The following is a 17812-nucleotide window of genomic DNA, read 5'->3' on the forward strand; positions in this document are numbered from 1 at the left end:
CAGTGAGGTGGAATTATGTCCGAATCGCAACATACTGTTTGGAATGAAATTGTAGATGATAAAACTGTGTCCCTGTTTCTCATTTGTGATATTGTCTCGTGCGAGAGGTCAGCACGGCCGTGAGAGCAGACTGCGAGCCAGAGCGACACGGTTTTGCCACGCCACGGAGAAGCGAGTGCCAAATGATCAGCAGGCAGTTCCTCCGTGAGAATCCCGACGTCGTCCGGGACGCTCTGGAGACGAAGGGGGTCGACGACGTAGACCTGGACCGGATTCTGGAACTCGACGAGGAGTGGCGCGACTGCAAGGCGGAGGGCGACGACCTCCGCCACGAGCGCAACGAGGTCAGCTCGAAGATCGGCCAGCTCAAACAGGAGGGCGACGAGGAGGCCGCCCAGGAAGCCATCGAGCGCTCCCAGGAGCTGAAAGCCGAACTCGAAGCCGTCGAGGACCGCGCCGACGAACTGAAGTCGGAGCTGGAGGAGGCGATGCTGGAGATTCCGCAGATCCCCCACGAGGACGCTCCCGTCGGCGACGACGAGAGCGACAACGTCGAAGCCTACCGCGAGGGGTTCGACGACGCCGAGGTCATCGACGACGTGATCCCTCACTACGACCTCGGCGAGGCACTCGGCATCCTGGACTTCGAGCGGGGCGCGAAAGTGACCGGCGGCGGCTTCTACTTCCTGCGCGGTGACGGCGCACGCCTGGAACACGCGCTCATCCAGTTCATGCTCGACGTCCACCGGGAACAGGGCTACGACGACATCTACCCGCCGGTGCCGGTCAACAGCGCGTCGATGCAGGGCACCGGCCAGTTCCCCAAGTTCGTCGAGGACGCCTACCGGATCGGCGGCCACAACGACGAACCCTACGACGACGACGACCTGTGGCTCTGCCCGACGGCGGAGGTGTCGGTCACCAACATGTACCGCGACGAGATCCTGCTCGACGACGACCTCCCGCTGAAACACCAGGCCTACTCGCCGAACTTCCGGCGCGAGGCCGGCGAACACGGCACCGAGACCCGCGGCATCGTCCGCGTCCACCAGTTCAACAAGGTCGAACTCGTCAACTTCGTCCGCCCCGAGGAGAGCTACGACCGCCTCGAAGGACTGCTCGGCGAAGCCGAGGAGGTGCTCAAGCGTCTCGATCTCCCCTACCGCGTTCTGGAGATGTGTACCGGCGACATGGGATTCACCCAGGCCAAGAAGTACGACATCGAGGTGTGGGCGCCTGGCGACGACATGGAAGACGGTCCCGAGGAAGGCGGCCGGTGGCTGGAGGTCTCCTCGGTCTCGAACTTCGAGGACTTCCAGGCGCGCCGCGCGGGCCTGCGCTACCGCCCGGAACGACACGAGTCCGCGGAGTACCTCCACACCCTGAACGGCTCGGGACTGGCCGTGCCCCGCGTGATGGTCGCGATCCTGGAATACTACCAGAACGAGGACGGTACCGTCACCGTCCCAGAGCCGCTCCGCCCGTACATGGGCGGCCAGGAAGTCATCGAAGGCCACGAGCCGGTCGGCGAGAGCGCGCTGGGATCGGGCGAGAGAGACTAGCGCACGGCCCGTCACCCACACCGCGCCGCCGAGCCTGCCCCAACCGATTTCCTCGCACGCGCCCTACGTTCTGTGTGTCTCAGCTAGCCCAAATTGCCAGCGTTCACTCGCGAGCAACGGCTCCCACCGACCCGGACCGATCGGCACCGAATCAGTCCACCCAGGGTGGACTCCTGCGAAAACTCCTGCTGATACTCGTCCTCGGAATCGTCGTCTACCTCGTCACTCGCCGCGGTGACAGCCGTCGCTGAGAGCGGGACGAAGCGGAACCGACGCGACCGCCCGGTCCCGGTCGACGTTCCTCATCTGGTGTAGGTCCGAATCGCCTCGACGCCGGCGGCGGAGAACGAGAAGACGTCGACGAACCCCACGATCCGGTCGCCCTGTGCGTCGAGGAGGCGACCGCGAACCGCGACCTCGCCGGGGTCCGACTCGGCAGCCCGGTAAACGGCATCGACGGGATGGCTCGTCTCCGTCATCGGGCGCTCCTCGCGCATGAACTGGACGAACCGGTCGCGACCCTCGATGGTCTGGTCGGGTCTGTCGTGGACGAACGCCGGTGCGAGCAGGTCGGCGAGTGACTCGTAGTCGTGCTCGTCGAGTGCGTCGTAGTACGCCCGTGCCGTCGCCTCGCGGTCTTCCATACCGTCGCTACGTGACGGCGGACCGAGAAACCGATGGTCGCGTCACTCCGTGGGATCTTTCAGGTCGAGTTCGATGTCCTCGTCGTTGGCCGCATCGTCGTCGGCCGCAGCAGACTCGTCGGCAGACCGATCGTCGTCCCCGTCAATCCTCACGGCGTCTGCCACGTCGGTCGGCCGAGCGCCATCGCCCGCAGGTTGCCGGTCGCCACGCTCGTCAACTCCCGGACCGAGGGAATCGGGCGAATCGACTTCGACGTCCTTGACGGCGGCGTCGACGTCCTCGTCGGTCTTGGGTTCGCCGGTGGCGTCGCCGCCCGGCTGCGACGTCGTCGGAGCCGTACCGGGGTCGGGCGGGACGTCGAGGTCCGCGCTGTCGTCTCCCGCCGCCGTCGCCTGGGCCGCGGCGTCGGCATCGAGGTCGATGTCGTCGGGGTCCGGCGGCTCACCGATGTCGCGGGCCACCTCCAGCGGCGCCTCGGCGTCCCGGCGGTAGTTGTCGGCCTCCTCGCCGTTCCCGCTGGCGTACTGGTTGGCCGAGTCGGCCAGCCACTCGGCGGCCTGCCACAGCGACGTGGCCTTCTCCTGGGCGCGCTCGAATCCCTGCTCCAACGGCTCGGATTCGGCGAACCGGACGGCGCTCTGGAACTGGTCGGCCGACTCCTGGAACTCGGCCATCGCGCGCTCGAAGTCGCCCTGCGCGATGAGCCAGTCCTGGTCCTCGTAGCTTCCCATGGCGCTCGTGAACGCCCGCCGACCCTCCATGTAGTGGGCGTGGCCGACCCGGTAGCGGCCGACGGCCGTCGAGTCGCCGCCGACGTTCGAGACTGCCTCGCGGACGGCGTCGACGTCGGGGCGTTCCTCCAGGTCGGTCGTCGACCAGGCGTACTGGACGACCCCGTCCTGGTCGACGACGAAGACGGCTCGCTCGGCGAGCAATTGGTCGCCCTCCTCGTCGCGCACGTCGTAGGCGTCGATCGCCTCGCCGTGCGTGTCGGCAAGCAGGGGAAGCGAGAGGGAGTATTCGTCGGCGTAGGCCCGGTGGCTGAACAGGCTATCGGGACTGACGGCGAAGATGTCGACGTCTCGCTGCATCGTAAAGAGGTCGAGCTCCGTCAGGTCACAGGACTCGTCGGTGGCGGCTGGATTGAAGTCCGCCGGATAGAAGGCGAGAACCAGGATGCCGTCCCCGACGTAGTCCGCCAGGTCGACCTCGCGCTGCGCGCCGTCGACGATCCCCGGCAGGGCGAACGTCGGCGCAGCCGTCCCTTCACCAAGCACACAGTGACGTCGAATGGAAGTGACTTAAAGCCTGACTGCGTTTTCCACGTTGATGGGCACGTACGGCCTGCACGTCCGCTACGAGGGCGACGACGACCCGAAGAAATGCAGCGCCAGAAAGCTCGCCCGCTTCGAGCTGGCGGAGCTGCACAACTCCACGCGAGCGACGCCGCCGGGGATCGTCCTCAACCCCTTCGCCGAGCAGGCGCTCTCGCCCGCCGACGGCGTCGGGACCGGCGCCCGCCACGACCGCCTCGTCGCGCTGGACTGCTCCTGGGAGACTGCAGAGCGCGAGGCGTTCGACCTCGAAGGGATTCACCGCTCGCTCCCCTTTCTCGTGGCGGCCAATCCCGTCAACTACGGGACGGCCTTCCAGTTGAACACCGTCGAGGCCTTCGCCGGCGCGCTCTGTATCCTCGGCGAGCGCGACCAGGCCGAAGAGATCCTCTCGAAGTTCACGTGGGGCCACACCTTTCTCGAACTCAACGAGGAACCGCTCCGCCGGTACGCCGAGTGTTCGGACTCGACGGAGGTCGTCGCCGTCCAGGAGGACTACCTGGCCGACGAGTGACCGGACCCCAGCGGCGGCCACGGAAAGTGTCCCGAGTAACGCGGTCCTGGAAGACACCAGCACTTTGTGGCAACGGTGTGTAGGACTCCGTATGAAGACGTCGCAGGGCACTGTCGGTCGGACAGCCAGTCCGGGAGTTGATGAGCGCGCCGCAGAGAGCGGGGGGAACGCGGCATGGTAGACCTGTTGTTCTCGGCCGGTCGGCTCCTCGCAGCGCTGTTGCTGGTCCTGTTGAACGGGTTCTTCGTCGCCTCGGAGTTCGCGCTCGTTCGCGTCCGGTCGACGGCCGTCGACCGGATGGTCGAGGAAGGACGCGCCGGGGCCACGACGTTACAGGACGCACTCGGGAGCCTCGACGACTACCTGGCCGCGACCCAACTGGGGATCACGGTCGCCTCCCTGGGGCTCGGCTGGATCGGCGAACCGGCCGTGGCCGCGCTGATCGAGCCGCTGTTGGCTCCGGTGGTCCCCGCGGGAACGCTCCACCTCATCGCGATCGTAATCGGGTTCAGTACCGTCACCTTCCTGCACGTCGTCTTCGGCGAACTGGCCCCGAAGACCATCGCGATCGCGGACGCCGAGCGCCTCGCCCTGCTGGTGTCGCCGCCGATGAAGTTCTTCTACTACCTGTTTCTGCCCGGCCTCGTCGTCTTCAACGGGACGGCGAACCGCTTTACGAGCCTCATCGGCGTGCCGCCCGCCTCCGAGACCGAGGAGACGCTCTCCGAGGAGGAGATCAGGATGGTGTTGAGCCGGGCCGGCGAAAAAGGCCACGTCACCGCCGAGGAAGTCAGCATGATCGATCGAGTCTTCGAACTCGACGACGTCACAGCGCGCGCAGTGATGGTTCCGCAGCCGAACGTGGCGACGATCCCGGCGGAGACGCCCTTCGACGAGTTGCGGACGCTCGCCGTCGAGCACGGACACACTCGCTATCCGGTCGTCGAGGGCGACGCGGGCGACGAGGTCGTCGGCTACGTCGACGTCAAGGACATCCTGCGGGCCGCCGAGTCCGGCGACACCGGGTCCCTCTCGGCGGCCGACCTCGCCAAAGACGTGCCGATGGTTCCGGAGACGACCCCCGTCGACGAACTCCTCGAGACGTTTCAGGGCCAGCAGCGCCAGATGGCCGCGGTCATCGACGAGTGGGGGACGCTCGAAGGCATCGCGACCGTCGAGGACGTCGTCGAGGTGGTCGTCGGCGACATTCGCGACGAGTTCGACGAGCGTATCGGAGAGCCGTCGATCCGAAGCCGTGACGACGGCGCGTACACCGCCGACGGTGCCCTGTCCATCCAGAAAGTTAACGACGTGCTGGAGACGGACTTCGAGAACGCGTCCTACGGCACAGTCGGCGGGCTGGTGTTCGACCTGCTCGGCCACCCGCCCGAGGTCGGAGACGCGGTCGAAGCCGGTGGCTACCGTCTCGAAGTCCAGGCCGTAGACGGGGTTCGAGTCGAAGAGGTCACGATACGGCCGCTCTCGAACGACCGTTCGACGCAATCCGAATAGTCGTGGTTGCGACCGCCCGCCATCACCACCCGAAGCCGACCGGGTCGGCCGGCGGCTCCAGCGGACTCGCCGGCAACTCGTCGGGTGGCTCGGGATCGTTGTACCCGGCAGGGGCGACGTCGTTCGGTCCGTCCGGGTAGCACAGCGAGGCCAGCGCCTGGATCTGGCCGCGGCCGACCCCGAGTTCGAACTGGCCGCCGCCGTACAGTTGGACGTCGCGCTCCAGGCAGTACTCGATGGTGTCCAGCAGCGATTCCAGGCTGCCAAAGCGCGACGGTTTGACGTTCAGCCACTCGGGATCGAAGGGGCGGTCCTCGATGCTCTGGATGCCCGTGATGGGGTGGTCCCAGGAGACCATGTCCTCGTGGTCGGCGAGCACCGCCCGCGTCTCGTCGGTGAGCGCCGGGTCCTCGACGACCGCGTCGGGGAACTCGTCGACGACTAACTGGTAGAGATCCGGGTCCGCGGGCACGTCCACGTCCGTTCCCTCGTACTGGCCTTTCAGATCGAGGATGCGCACGGTCGCCGCGTCGGCCACGTCGGCCGCGAGGTCGGCCGTCCAGTCCGGCGTCGGATCGAGTTTGAACGAGAGGTCCGGCGAGATCTCGAGCAGGCGTTTCAGCCGGTCGGTCGACGGCGGCTCGCCCAGTCGGGTGCTGACGACGAAGGAAACTGGATCGTACGCGCGGTCGAGCGCGCTCGCGAGGTTCGTGTCGGCCTGGCGAAGCGCCAGGTCCAGCGCGGCGCTCTCGAACGCCCAGCGGCGGTAGTTTCGGAACTCCGCACGGTCCGGAGCCGTGGGAAAGAGGTCGTGCTCGGCGACGACCTCGGCGAACTCCGCGACAGTGTACTCGCCGGACAGGTCGGGCGGTCCGGCCTCGACGAACTCGTGCTGGGCGTCCCGGTCGTAGGTCACGTCCTCGCCACGACCCGTCGTCCCCTCGCCGTCGAGGGCGACGGTCGTCGTCGCTCGAACGAACTCGCTGGACGTGTCCCGTTCTCGGAGGTCGAGGTCGACGGACTCGACGGTCAGTGAGAGGTCCGCGAGACGGTCGAAGAGCATGTGCCCCTTTTCACGGTCAGTCCTCAAAACATCCCTGCCGGCGAGGACAGCTAACTCGGAAATCTTAACCGCTCCGAATCGAAACTCCTCCGCATGGCTACGTTCGAAAAAGCGGAAGATCGGATTCTGGACAAGATGGTCTGCATGCGGTGTAACGCACGGAACCCGACCGGTGCCGATAGCTGCCGGAAGTGCGGCTACAAGAAGCTTCGGACGAAAAACCGCGAGCGCGCCGCCGCATAGCGCTGTCTCGACCGTCGTTTTTCTCAGCCCTGTCCGATCAGTCGCAACTGTCGGCGCGGACTCGGACCAGTTACCCTCGCAGTTCTACTCTTCGGGGTACTTCGGGTCGCGCTTCTCGGCCCGTTCCAGCGCCGTCTCGACGACGTCCCGGACGTCGCCGTGGAACACGGAGCCGTGGCCCGAGTACATGTGCTCGACGCCCTCGGGCATGCGGTCGAGCAGCGTCCGGATGCTTTCGATGAGTCGCTCGCGTGACTGGCCGGCCATGTCGGTTCGGCCGAACGAGCCGTAGTCGAACGCCCCGTCGTCGTGGACGACCACGTCGCCCGAGAAGAGGCTGGCGTCGCCCACGAAGGAGACGTGATCGTCGGCGTGGCCCGGCGTGTAGACGACTTCGCAGTCCTCGTCGCCGATCGTGACGGTGTCACCGTCGTCGAGTTCGTGGGTCCGGCGGGTGTGGTCGTCGTAGGCGTACAGGTCCGCGTCGAAGGCGTCGAGCACGGCGTCGAGCTGGGCGACGTGGTCGCCGTGCTGGTGGGTGAGTACGACCGCGTCCAGGTCGTCAGTGTGCTCGCGAACGACGTCGACGACGCCGTCCATCGCGCCGGCGTCGACGAGAACCGGACGCTCGCCAAGCGCCAGATAGGCGTTGCACGTGAACGACTCGGCGTCGGCTGTGACGTTGTGAACGTCCATAGCACTGTGTGTGACCGGCGACCCTATCAGGGTACCGGGCGGCGGGAACTTTTTGAGTCTGCAACTACTATAAACGAACATGGGGTTCGGGAGCTACGACGAATCCGAACAGGAGAATCAGGACTACGACACTGATTTTGACGACGACGACGGCGTCAACACTGCCGAAAATACCCACGACGGCGACGTCGAGTACGAGTTCAGCGCCTCGAACGACGAACTCCTCGACAAACTCGCCGACATCAAGGAGCAAGACCAAGAGAACACGTGAAATCCGGGGTCCGTGCGCTTGGCGTCGCCGAATCGTTCAGCGACGCCCGGAGCACGCTCGCCGGTGTCGTCGTCCGCGCCAGCCGCGTGGTCGACGGATTCGCCTTCGGCTCCTGTACGGTCGGCGGGACCGACGCGACCGACGCCATCGTCGCGCTGTTCGACGACCTCGGCCGCGAGGACGTGCGGTATCTCCTCGTCTCGGGCGTCGCGCCCGCCTGGTTCAATATTATCGACCTGCACGCGCTCCATGGGCGAGTGGAACGTCCGGTCATCTCAGTTTCCTACGAGGGAAGCGAGGGGCTGACCCCGGCACTCGAAGCGCAGTTCGACGGTGACGCACTGACGACGCGCCTGGAGACGTATCGCCGTCAGCCGTCACGGCGCGAGCTCGCAATCAACGACGAGACGGTGTACGTCCGGAGCGTGGGCATCGACGACGGGGAAGCCGACGACGTGGTCCGGGAGTTCACGCCCGAGGGCGGTCGCCCGGAACCGCTCCGGGTCGCTCGGCTGGCGGCCCGTGCGCTCGACCAACGGGAGAGCGCAGAGTGAGCGAGCGGGAAACGGAGTGAACCGCGAGCCGCGCGGTCGACCACGCGGGAGCCCGCGGAACACGCGAACGGTAACACCGAGAGCCACGCGGTCGATCAGCTGGATGAGCGCGAGTGACCTGTCGTCCGGAGGAGTGACGGCGCTTTCTTATTCCTGTCCGTCGCAGGGGCAGGTATGGAACACATGGAGGGACTGTCGGTGGTGGACTGCACGCACTGTCCCGCGCTGGTCGACTCCCGCCAGCAGATCGTCAACGGGACCGGCCCGGCCGACGCCGACCTGCTGTTCGTCGGAGAGGCGCCCGGCGCGAACGAAGACGACCAGGGCGAGCCGTTCGTCGGCCGGAGCGGCGCGGTCCTCGACGACGCCCTGCGCGACTTCGGCCTGGCTCGCGCGGACGTTCGCATCACCAACTGCGTGCGCTGTCGGCCGCCGGAGAACCGCGACCCGAGCCAGGAGGAGCTCTCGAACTGCCGCGGCTACCTCGAAGCCGAGATCGACCAGATCGACCCCGAGGTCGTCGTCACGCTCGGGAAGGTGCCGAGCGAGCACCTGCTGGAACGGTCGGTCGGAGTCACCAACGAAGCCGGCTCGCTGGTCGAACACGAACTCGGCGGGGAGTCCCGGACGGTGCTGATCTGCGTCCACCCGGCGGCGACGCTGTACGACCGGAGCCAGGAGGAGACGTTCGAGGAGACGATCCGCAAGGCGGCCGAGTTAGCCGGCGACGGCGGGCAGTCGAAGCTGGGCGAGTTCTGACCGGAACGGAACTGATTTCCTGGGGACACGCGAACGACCAGCTATGAGTGGGACTGCACAGACGGCTGCGGAGATCGTCGTCGTCGACTACGGCCTCGGGAACCTCCGGAGCGTGACCCGCGGTCTGGAGCGTGCGGGCGCGGACGTCGACATCGTCGAGGACCCGGCCGCGTTCGAGCACGCGGACGGCATCGTCCTGCCGGGCGTCGGCGCGTTCAGCGAAGGGATGGAGAACGCCGGTCCGTTCCGCGACGCACTCGTCGCGGCCGCCGAGGACGGCGTCCCGATCTTCGGGATCTGCCTCGGCATGCAGATGCTCCTGACCAGCAGCGAGGAGGCCGACCACGCCGGTCAGGGCGACGCCGAGGGACTGGACCTGATCCCGGGCACGAACGAGCGGTTCGACGAGGACCAGACCGTCCCCCACATGGGCTGGAACGAACTCGACGTCCAGCGCGACCACCCGCTCGTCGACGGCGTAGACGGCGAGTACGCCTACTTCGTCCACTCGTACTACGCCAGCCCCGACGACGACGGCGCGGTCGTCGCGACCACCGACTACGGCGTCGACTTCCCGAGCATCGTCGCCAACGAGGCCGGCAACGTCTTCGGCACGCAGTTCCACCCCGAGAAATCCGGCGAGACCGGCCTCACGATCCTCCGGAACTTCGTCGAGATCTGCACGGAGTAGGGCCGGCGAGCGACCTCCGGGAGCGAGCCGTTTTTCACCCACGTTTTTCAACGAGGGTTCCCGCAGGGCCGCTTTGCGGCCCGAGGAAACCCGAGGCAGAAAAAGGTGGAGTTCTACCCCGAGAAATCCGGCGAGACCGGCCTCACGATCCTGTGGAACTTCGTCGAGATCTGCACGGAGTAGGGCCGGCGAGCGACCACCGGGAGCGAGCCGTTTTTCACCCACGTTTTTGCGCGAGTGGTCGCCGTAGGCGACCCGATGTCGAAAAAGGAAGTTCGTCGAAATCGACACCGAGTACACGCTTGAGAGAGCGGCAAGCGAACCCCCTCACTTCACCTCGAATCGTCTCTCCTTCGTGCGGTTTCGGGACTGGCTATTCACTTTCACCGAGGGTCGCCCTGGTCACGCCGGTAATCTCGAAGCGTGCGCCGTCGTCGTCCGTGACGTCGACCGTCCAGCCGTGGACGCTGGCGACCTTCTCGACGATAGCCAGGCCGTAGCCGGTCCCGGTGTCGGGTGCGGTCGTGTAGCCGGCCTCGAAGACGGATTCGGCGGCGGCCGGATCGATACCTGGGCCGTCGTCGGCGACGGCGAACCCGGTGATCTCGCCATCGTCGGGCGACGCGATGGGTTCGACGCTGATCGTGACGTCGTCCCCGCCGTGGTCCACCGCGTTGACGAACAGGTTTTCGAGGAGTTGCAGGAGCAGTTGCTCGTCGGCGACGATCACGGGGAGGGAACCGATCTCCAGCGTCGCACTCGCAGTCTCGACGTGTTGCCAGGCGGTGTCGCTGCACACGTCGAGGTCGACGGCCCGGACGTCGGTCGGTTCGTTGCCCTGGGCGAGGACGAGCGCGTCGTCGATCATGGCGTCGATGCGGTCGAGCGACCGGACCAGCGCCGCCACGTTTTCGGCGTCGTCGCCGTCGGCGTCGAGCAGCGAGGCGCGCATCTGGGCGGCGTTGAGCGGGTTCCTGATGTCGTGTGCGAGAATGCCGGTCAGCAGTTCCAGTTCGTCGGTGTACTCGCGGAGCTCGATCTCGGCGAGTTTCCGCTCTGTGATGTCGAAGTGCATCACGAGCAGGTGCTCGCCGGCGTCGAACGTGAGCGCGCGTAGCTGGAACCATCGTTGCTCGCCGTCCGGGTCGTGGCAGGGGTACTCGTAGGTGAAGACGTCGCGGTCCGCGTCGAGAACGTCGCGCAGACCGGCCACGACGGCGGACGCGTCCTCGTCGTCGGTCCGGTCACACACGTCGAGGTAGTTACAGCCGACGCTCGTCGGGTCCTGCAGCCCGTTCTCGGACCCGAACCGCTCCCAGGCATCGTTCGTCCGCAGGATGACGCCCTCCGCGTCCAGGACCGCTGTCTGTGTCGGCAGGGCGTCGAACGCACCTCGAGCGAGACCCGCCTCATCAGCCGGCACCTCTGCCCTGCGTCGCATACGGACACTGGGCGCTCGACGGGTATAACTTCGCTGGCCCGATTTTCAGCGGCAAAAACAGAAGCGTTCGTCAGTAGAAGGCGATGGGGCCGGTCTCCTCGCCGTCCGTGTCGGTGATCTTCTCCAGGGCGTCCTCGAAGTCCTCGGTGGTCACCGTCGTCCGTTCGTCCCGGATCGCGAACATCCCGGCCTCCGTGGCCAGGCTGGCGAGTTCTGCCCCGCTGAAATCGTCCGTCTGGTCGGCGATCGCCCCGAGTCCGATGTCGTCCGCCAGGCTCATGTCCTGGGTGTGGATCTCGAGAATGCGCTCGCGACCCTCGCGGTCGGGGTTCGGCACTTCGATGAGGCGGTCGAATCGACCGGGCCGGAGGATGGCGCGGTCGAGCATGTCGAAGCGGTTGGTGGCGGCGATGATGCGGATCTCGCCGCGATCCTCGAAGCCGTCCATCTCAGAGAGCAGTTGCATCATCGTCCGCTGGACCTCCGCGTCGCCCGAGGTCTTGGACTCGGTGCGCTTGGCCGCGATGGCGTCGATCTCGTCGATGAAGATGATCGCGGGCTCGTGCTCGGACGCCAGCTCGAAGAGGTCGCGCACCAGGCGTGCGCCCTCGCCGATGAACTTCTGGACGAGTTCCGAGCCGGCCATCTTGATGAAGGTGGCGTCGGTCTCGTTCGCGACGGCCTTGGCGAGCATCGTCTTCCCGGTGCCCGGCGGGCCGTGCAGGAGGACGCCGCTCGGCGGATCGATGCCGACTTCGGCGAACTGTTCGGCGTTGATCAGCGGTTCCTCGACGGCTTCGCGCACTTCGCGCGTCTGTTCTTCGAGGCCGCCGATGTCGTCGTAGGTGACCTCCGGCGAGCTGTTGACTTGCATCGCCTGGGCGCGCGCGTCGGTCTCGGCCTCCAGCAGCGTCTGGACGGAAAACGAGTCGTTGATGGCGACCCGATCGCCGGCCTCCAGCTCCTCGCGCAGCTGCGGCGACACCTCCGTGAGGACCTCCTGGTTGTTGCCGTGTTGTTTGACGACGACGCCCTCGTCTGTGAGTTCTTCCGCCGTGGCGATGTACAGCGACGACGTTTTGAGCGTCTCGTTTTCCCGCTCCAGTTGGTCGACCTGGTCGCGAAGGTCGTCGCGACGGCTCTCTGCAGCGTCGAGCTGATCGGTCAGCTCGTCGTTCACCTGTTCTAACTTGAGGAAGTGCTCCCGTAACGCCTCCAGCCGCTCGGCCGGAGACATCTCCGGATCGAGGTCCAGCCGCGGCCGGTCCGGGAGCGACGGACTCCGGGACATCTGACTATCTCCACTTGTTGTTACTCGTAAAAGGGCCTTTGGGTCGCGGCCAAGTTCCGTCCCCGAAAATCAGGCAACAGCGAACGGCTCGCGGCCGACTCCTACCGGCCGCCAACGGGGCAGAGACCCCTTCAAGTGAGCGAGGCGAACTCGTCGAGGTACTCGGCGTAGACGTCGAGCGCCGCCTCGACCGGTTCGGGCGAGGCCATGTCGACGCCGGCGTGCTTGAGCAGTTCGAGCGGGTACTCCCGTGAACCTTTCTCCAGGAACTCGACGTATCGCTCGGCGGCCGGTTCGCCTTCGTCCAGGATGCCGTCCACGAGCGCGACGGCGGCACTGATGCCCGTCGCGTACTGGTAGACGTAGAACGCACGGTAGAAGTGCGGGATTCGCATCCACTCGCGCGCGATACGATCGTCGACGGCAGCCGGTTCGTAGTAGTCCGACTTCAGATCGAGGTACAGTTCGTCGAGTCGGTCTGGCGTCAGCGCCTCGCCCGACTCCGAGAGTTCGTGGGTGCGGTGCTCGAACTCGGCGAACATGGTCTGGCGATACAGCGTCGACCGGAACCGTTCGAGGTACTGGTTGAGGACGTGGCGGCGCAGTCGCTCGTCCTCGACCGTCTCGAGCAGGTGGTGGGTGAGGAGCGTCTCGTTGACCGTCGAGGCGACCTCGGCCACGAAGATCTCGTAGTCGCTGTACACGTAGGGCTGCTCCTCGCTCGTGAGCTGTGAATGGAGGGAGTGGCCGAGTTCGTGGGCCAGCGTGTACATCGACTCGACGTCGTCCTGGTAGTTCATCAGGATGTACGGCTGGGAGTCGTACGTTCCGCCCGAGTACGCACCGGACTGCTTGCCCTTGGTCTCGTAGACGTCCACCCACCGCGAGTCGAGTCCCTCGGCGAGTCGGGACTGGTACTCCTCCCCGAGCGGGGCGACCGCGTCGACGACGTACTCACACGCGTCCTCGTAGGGGATTTCCGGGCTCTCCTCCTGAACGAGTGGAACGTAGAGGTCCCACATCCGGAGTTCCTCGCCGTCGACGGCGTCGCGCTTGAGTTCGGCGTGCCGGTGGAGTTTGTCGAGGTTGTCCCGAACGGTGTCGACGAGGTTGTCGTACACCTCGGCCGGGACGTTCGGCCCGTCGAGCGCGGCCTCGCGAGCGGTGTCGTAGTTGCGCGCCCGGGCCAGTTTGCTGTCGGTCTTGACGCTGTTCTTGTAGGCCGAACCGACGGCGTTTCTCACGTTCTCCCACTCGTCGTAGAACGCCTCGTAGACCGTCTGGCGGAACTGACGGTTGGGGTTTTTCTGGAGCGTCGTGAAGTTGTTGAGCGTGATGCGCCGGGACTCGCCGTCGGGGTCCTCGACCGCGGGGAACTCCATGTCCGCGTTGGCGAGCATGTTGTACACCTCGCCCGGTGCGCCGGTGACCTCGCCCAGTTCGGCCAGGAGGTTCTCGATCTCGGCCGAGCGGGTGTGTGCTTTCATCCGCAGCACGTCGTCGAAGTAGTGATCGTAGAGTTCGAGGTCCGGCTCCGCCTCGACGAACTGGTCGATTTCCTCGCGGCTGCAGTTCTGAATCTCGGGGACGATGAACGACGCCGCGCTCTGGGCGTCCGACGACAGGGATTGTGCGCGCGCGAGCAGCGCCTGGTACTGGCCGTCGGTCGTGTCCTCGTCGCGGCGCATGCGGGCGTAGGACGCCACGTTCGAGACCGTGCGCATGATCTCCTCGCGCAGTTCCAGGACAGCGAGCAACGTCGACGCGTCCTCCGTGACGCGACCCTCGTACGCTCGCAGGTCTTCGAGCTGCTCCTCGACCGCCTCGTAGGCCTCCTCCCACGCCTCGTCGTCGGCATAGAGATCCTCGAGGTCCCACTTGTACTCCTCGTCGATGTCGCTCCGTTCGGGAACCGAACTCATAGACCGAGCTAGGGAAGACTGCGAGGTAAGCCTTCCTTCGCCGGCAGTCCAGCCACCGACGGGATCACGTCGGGCCGTGGTACTCTGTTCTCCTCACCCGGACGATCGCGACGTCCCCGAACCGGTAATCAGCGTCCTGCAGCACAAGATACTTAATCCAGACGGACGAAGCCTCTGGCAGGCACCGATTGACGGTGCCACCCCTTTCCCCCACCCCCCACCCCCACCTTTTTACTTTCCACGACTGCCAGCGGGCGCTCCGGTGAGTCGAATCGCCACCGACCCCAGCGAGTCCCGAGCCCCCAGAAACCGTGCTAGAGAACACCAATCCCTTATATTCGTTATCTCGGTTTAGGTCCAGTAATCGGATTAAAGAGTATTAACATTATAGACCATAACATTTTTTTACTGATGTATGTTTGTGGGAGATGCGTACGAACAGAAACCGCGAAACGCTGACGGATTCACATGGGACTAACTACCAACCCGGACGACCAGAAGATGTCACTCGTCGGTGACAAGCGGCCGCGTGGAGCGGCCGGCGTCACGCTGGATGGGAGCGCACGGGCGTCGTCCGGCTTTACAGCAGACAGGCGGTTCGATTCTGACGGAGAGGACAGTCGCCGTCCAGCGGGTTTCTCGCGGTTCACGAACCATGCGAACACTCGCCACTGGCGAGTCGATTCGATAGACATAAACCGACTCTACGGAAGTATCCAACTGCATTAATCATGACACAGGACTCATCAGGGGAAGACCCCGTTGCGAGCAACGTTAAGAGCACAGAGCCGTACATCAAGGACGTCGACAACAAGAAAGCGCGCGAACTGCGCGACATGCTGAACAACCAGGACTACGTCTTCGCACCTGGTCTCTACCACGCGCTCGACGCCCGCCTGGCCGAGATGGCCGGTCTGGACGCCGCGTACATGTCGGGGTACTCGACGGTGCTGGGCCAGTTCGGCTTCCCGGACCTCGAGATGGTCGACATGCGCGAGATGGTCGAGAACGCAAAGCGCATCGTCGAGTCGACGGAACTCCCCGTCATCGCGGACTGTGACACCGGCTACGGTGGCATCCACAACGTCCGCCGCGCAGTGCGAGAGTACGAGAAAGTCGGCGTTGCAGCGGTCCACATCGAGGACCAGACCACGCCGAAGCGCTGTGGTCACATCGCAGGCAAGAAGATCGTCTCCCGCGAGGACGCCAAGGCCCGCTTCGAGGCCGCCGTCGACGCGAAGCAGGACGAGGACACGGTCATCATCGCCCGGACGGACGCGTACGGCTCGTCCAACGGTGACTGGGAAGAGCACCTCGAGCGCGGTCGGATGTACGCCGACGCCGGCGTCGACCTGGTCTGGCCCGAGATGCCCGACCCGTCCCGCGAGGACGCCGTCAACTACGCCGAGACCATCCACGAGACCCACCCCGACCTGAAGCTGGCGTTCAACTACTCCAGCTCCTTCGCGTGGTCCGAGGAAGAAGACCCGCTCACGTTCCAGGAACTGGGCGACCTCGGCTACAAGTACCAGTTCATCACGCTGTACGCCCTGCACTCGGGCGCACACGCCGTCTACGAGGACATGAAGAACATCGCCGAGAACGACGAGGAAGCACAGTGGGACCTCGAAGGCCGCTACCTGGGCCACGAGACCGAGAGTCACCACCAGCTGTCCTTCGTCCCGCGCTTCCAGAACATCGAGGCCAAGTTCGACCCCGAGGCCAAGAAGCGCCAGGAGGAGTCCGCCGGCTTCACCGACGAAGGCGACGCAGTGATTCAGTCCGAGCAGAACGACGACTGATCGGGTTTCCCGCGACCGAAGTGAGTGGGTGCTCGGAAGTCGCGCGAAGCGCGTCTTCCGGTGACTCGTAAACCGACTTTTCTTTCGCGGCGCGAACGCCCAGTTACTACTGTAGGCCGCTTTTGCGGCCGCTCGCGGATGGATTCGGTCACCTTTAATAATGGTGGAGTAAACCCTACGAGTGACTACAATGACTGCAATCGACAAGCGTCTGCACGACCGAAAGTTCGTGCGGACCTTCTTCACGACGCCGACGGCAGAGAGCGGTGCAGACGACTCCGCGAAGAAGCTGCGGAGCGCCATCGAACTCCGCGGCATGCAGGCCCCCGACGTGTGGGTCCCGGACAACGAGGACGCCACCGCGCCGAACATGCGCGACGAGGGTGCCGAGAACATCGCCGAAGTCGTCGCCGAGAAGGGTGACGACTTCCCCGGCGAGATCCACCCCCGCGTCGTCTGGCACCGCGACAGCCCCGAGACGCGCTACAAGGGCTTCCAGCACATGCTCGAGATCGCCGACCCCGAGAACGGCGCCGTCGAGAACATCGACGGGTTCGTCATCCCGGAAGTCGGCGACATCGACGACTGGAAGAAGGCAGACGAGTTCATCACCATCGTCGAGAACGAGTACGACCTCGAAGAGGGCTCGCTCGCGATGAGCGTCATCATCGAGTCCGGCTCCGCGGAACTGGCCATGGGCAAGCTCCGCGAGGAGATGGGCAAGGCCGACAACAACCTCGAGCGTCTGTTCCTGCTCGTCGACGGTGAAGTCGACTACACGAAGGACATGCGCGCCATCACGCCGACCGGCGCGCTCCCCGAGTGGAAGGAACTGCGCCACAACACCTCCCGCGCCGCGAGTGCGGCCGGCTGCATCGCCGTGGACGGTCCGTTCGACGACATCCGCGACGTCGAGGGCTACCACGACCGCATCACCGCCAACAACGCGATGGGGATGCTCGGCATCTGGTCGCTGACCCCCGGACAGGTCGTCGAGGCCAACCAGAGCCCGCTCCCGCCGCAGGACGGCTACTGGACCATCGAAGCCGACGGTCGCACGGTCGAACTCACCGAGGAAGACGGCGTCCAGGTCTACAACGGCGACCGCATCGAACTCGAGAAAGAGGGCGACACCTACGAACTCGAGATCGGCAGCGAGGAACTCCAGCTCAGCGAGGAAGAACTCGTCGAAGAGCTCGTCGACCTCACGGCCTACGTCCCGAGCATGGACGACATCGTCGACTCCATGGAGGAGTTCGAGGCAGCGAAGGAAGCCGGCAAGGGCGCGATCGCGATGACCCGCGCGACGACCGTCAGCATCGACGGCGTCGAGATCGACATCAGCAGCGACCGCATGTGGGACGAAGCGACCTACCAGGCGATGATGGCACCCGTCGCCCTGTTCCAGGACGTCTACGAGAACCGTCCGGACCAGCACGACGACCTCGCGGAACTCTACAGCGAGGACGTCGTCGAGCGCGCGATGGAAGTCGGCAACTAAGCGACTCAGTA

The 17812-nt window shown here is 65.5% G+C and carries 17 protein-coding genes; 10 read left to right on the forward strand and 7 right to left on the reverse strand.

The window, feature by feature from the left end; genetic code table 11:
• Positions 1-182 precede the first annotated feature (182 nt).
• A complete protein-coding gene (gene serS / locus ACFR9U_RS03160) occupies positions 183-1562 on the forward strand; it encodes a serine--tRNA ligase (protein WP_247376775.1) in 1380 nt (459 codons plus the stop codon).
• Between the two features lie 302 nt (positions 1563-1864).
• On the opposite strand, the gene ACFR9U_RS03165 is transcribed toward serS, so the two are convergent.
• Together ACFR9U_RS03165 and ACFR9U_RS03170 are read right to left on the reverse strand one after the other, a co-directional pair.
• Positions 1865-2206 carry a nuclear transport factor 2 family protein gene (locus ACFR9U_RS03165; protein ID WP_247376773.1) on the reverse strand — a complete coding sequence of 114 codons (342 nt, stop codon included), beginning with the start codon at positions 2204-2206 and terminating at the stop codon, positions 1865-1867.
• A gap of 42 nt (positions 2207-2248) precedes the next feature.
• A complete protein-coding gene (locus tag ACFR9U_RS03170; protein ID WP_247376771.1) occupies positions 2249-3484 on the reverse strand; it encodes a redoxin domain-containing protein in 1236 nt (411 codons plus the stop codon).
• Positions 3485-3536: 52 nt separating this feature from the next.
• Between ACFR9U_RS03170 and ACFR9U_RS03175 the strand changes: the two genes are divergently transcribed.
• Positions 3537-4055 (forward strand): DUF367 family protein, encoded by a 519-nt coding sequence (locus ACFR9U_RS03175; protein ID WP_247376769.1) that lies wholly within the window; start codon positions 3537-3539, stop codon positions 4053-4055.
• A 174-nt stretch (positions 4056-4229) separates the two neighbouring features.
• Entirely contained in the window at positions 4230-5567 is a 1338-nt protein-coding gene (locus ACFR9U_RS03180; protein ID WP_247376768.1) for a hemolysin family protein, read from the forward strand.
• A gap of 22 nt (positions 5568-5589) precedes the next feature.
• Here ACFR9U_RS03180 and ACFR9U_RS03185 read toward each other — a convergent pair whose 3' ends face one another.
• Positions 5590-6630 carry an enolase-like domain-containing protein gene (locus tag ACFR9U_RS03185; RefSeq protein ID WP_247376766.1) on the reverse strand — a complete coding sequence of 347 codons (1041 nt, stop codon included), beginning with the start codon at positions 6628-6630 and terminating at the stop codon, positions 5590-5592.
• A gap of 93 nt (positions 6631-6723) precedes the next feature.
• Between ACFR9U_RS03185 and ACFR9U_RS03190 the strand changes: the two genes are divergently transcribed.
• The gene (locus tag ACFR9U_RS03190) at positions 6724-6873 is read left to right on the forward strand and encodes a 50S ribosomal protein L40e (protein WP_247376764.1); all 150 of its coding nucleotides are present in this window, start codon (positions 6724-6726) and stop codon (positions 6871-6873) included.
• Between the two features lie 84 nt (positions 6874-6957).
• On the opposite strand, the gene ACFR9U_RS03195 is transcribed toward ACFR9U_RS03190, so the two are convergent.
• Positions 6958-7569: an MBL fold metallo-hydrolase gene (locus tag ACFR9U_RS03195; RefSeq protein WP_247376762.1), complete on the reverse strand. Its 612-nt coding sequence runs from the start codon at positions 7567-7569 to the stop codon at positions 6958-6960.
• A 79-nt stretch (positions 7570-7648) separates the two neighbouring features.
• Between ACFR9U_RS03195 and ACFR9U_RS03200 the strand changes: the two genes are divergently transcribed.
• The 4 genes from ACFR9U_RS03200 (at position 7649) to hisH (ending at position 9844) form a co-directional block, all read left to right on the forward strand.
• Complete coding sequence (locus tag ACFR9U_RS03200) at positions 7649-7840, forward strand: DUF5786 family protein (protein WP_247376760.1); 192 nt, start codon at positions 7649-7651, stop codon at positions 7838-7840.
• Positions 7837-8394: an endonuclease dU gene (locus tag ACFR9U_RS03205; protein ID WP_247376758.1), complete on the forward strand. Its 558-nt coding sequence runs from the start codon at positions 7837-7839 to the stop codon at positions 8392-8394. Before ACFR9U_RS03200 ends, ACFR9U_RS03205 begins: the two co-directional genes overlap by 4 nt.
• A gap of 174 nt (positions 8395-8568) precedes the next feature.
• Positions 8569-9153 carry a uracil-DNA glycosylase gene (locus ACFR9U_RS03210; protein ID WP_247376756.1) on the forward strand — a complete coding sequence of 195 codons (585 nt, stop codon included), beginning with the start codon at positions 8569-8571 and terminating at the stop codon, positions 9151-9153.
• 43 nt (positions 9154-9196) lie between these two features.
• On the forward strand, positions 9197-9844 hold the full coding sequence (hisH, locus tag ACFR9U_RS03215; RefSeq protein WP_247376754.1) for an imidazole glycerol phosphate synthase subunit HisH: 648 nt from the start codon (positions 9197-9199) through the stop codon (positions 9842-9844).
• Between the two features lie 373 nt (positions 9845-10217).
• On the opposite strand, the gene ACFR9U_RS03220 is transcribed toward hisH, so the two are convergent.
• The 3 genes from ACFR9U_RS03220 to pepF all read right to left on the reverse strand — a co-directional run bounded on the left by ACFR9U_RS03220 (position 10218) and on the right by pepF (position 14498).
• On the reverse strand, positions 10218-11285 hold the full coding sequence (locus ACFR9U_RS03220; RefSeq protein ID WP_247376752.1) for an ATP-binding protein: 1068 nt from the start codon (positions 11283-11285) through the stop codon (positions 10218-10220).
• A 70-nt stretch (positions 11286-11355) separates the two neighbouring features.
• On the reverse strand, positions 11356-12576 hold the full coding sequence (gene pan2 / locus ACFR9U_RS03225) for a proteasome-activating nucleotidase Pan2 (protein ID WP_247376750.1): 1221 nt from the start codon (positions 12574-12576) through the stop codon (positions 11356-11358).
• Between the two features lie 131 nt (positions 12577-12707).
• Complete coding sequence (gene pepF, locus ACFR9U_RS03230; protein WP_247376748.1) at positions 12708-14498, reverse strand: oligoendopeptidase F; 1791 nt, start codon at positions 14496-14498, stop codon at positions 12708-12710.
• A 731-nt stretch (positions 14499-15229) separates the two neighbouring features.
• Here pepF and aceA point away from each other — a divergent pair.
• Positions 15230-16300, forward strand: a complete 1071-nt coding sequence (gene aceA / locus ACFR9U_RS03235; RefSeq protein WP_247376746.1) for an isocitrate lyase — start codon at positions 15230-15232, stop codon at positions 16298-16300.
• A 199-nt stretch (positions 16301-16499) separates the two neighbouring features.
• Positions 16500-17801, forward strand: a complete 1302-nt coding sequence (aceB, locus tag ACFR9U_RS03240; protein WP_247377557.1) for a malate synthase AceB — start codon at positions 16500-16502, stop codon at positions 17799-17801.
• Positions 17802-17812: the final 11 nt, after the last annotated feature.

Origin of the sequence: Halorientalis brevis, from assembly GCF_042678165.1 — an archaeon.
Lineage (GTDB): Archaea > Halobacteriota > Halobacteria > Halobacteriales > Haloarculaceae > Halorientalis > Halorientalis brevis.

Bases quoted from the DNA above. Each gene is read 5' to 3' on its own strand.
- serS (WP_247376775.1), top strand. From the start codon at position 183: ATGATCAGCAGGCAGTTCCTCCGTGAGAATCCCGACGTCGTCCGGGAC.
- ACFR9U_RS03165 (WP_247376773.1), bottom strand. From the start codon at position 2,206: ATGGAAGACCGCGAGGCGACGGCACGGGCGTACTACGACGCACTCGAC.
- ACFR9U_RS03175 (WP_247376769.1), top strand. From the start codon at position 3,537: ATGGGCACGTACGGCCTGCACGTCCGCTACGAGGGCGACGACGACCCG.
- ACFR9U_RS03180 (WP_247376768.1), top strand. From the start codon at position 4,230: ATGGTAGACCTGTTGTTCTCGGCCGGTCGGCTCCTCGCAGCGCTGTTG.
- ACFR9U_RS03185 (WP_247376766.1), bottom strand. From the start codon at position 6,630: ATGCTCTTCGACCGTCTCGCGGACCTCTCACTGACCGTCGAGTCCGTC.
- ACFR9U_RS03190 (WP_247376764.1), top strand. From the start codon at position 6,724: ATGGCTACGTTCGAAAAAGCGGAAGATCGGATTCTGGACAAGATGGTC.
- ACFR9U_RS03195 (WP_247376762.1), bottom strand. From the start codon at position 7,569: ATGGACGTTCACAACGTCACAGCCGACGCCGAGTCGTTCACGTGCAAC.
- ACFR9U_RS03200 (WP_247376760.1), top strand. From the start codon at position 7,649: ATGGGGTTCGGGAGCTACGACGAATCCGAACAGGAGAATCAGGACTAC.
- ACFR9U_RS03210 (WP_247376756.1), top strand. From the start codon at position 8,569: ATGGAACACATGGAGGGACTGTCGGTGGTGGACTGCACGCACTGTCCC.
- hisH (WP_247376754.1), top strand. From the start codon at position 9,197: ATGAGTGGGACTGCACAGACGGCTGCGGAGATCGTCGTCGTCGACTAC.
- ACFR9U_RS03220 (WP_247376752.1), bottom strand. From the start codon at position 11,285: ATGCGACGCAGGGCAGAGGTGCCGGCTGATGAGGCGGGTCTCGCTCGA.
- pan2 (WP_247376750.1), bottom strand. From the start codon at position 12,576: ATGTCCCGGAGTCCGTCGCTCCCGGACCGGCCGCGGCTGGACCTCGAT.
- pepF (WP_247376748.1), bottom strand. From the start codon at position 14,498: ATGAGTTCGGTTCCCGAACGGAGCGACATCGACGAGGAGTACAAGTGG.
- aceA (WP_247376746.1), top strand. From the start codon at position 15,230: ATGACACAGGACTCATCAGGGGAAGACCCCGTTGCGAGCAACGTTAAG.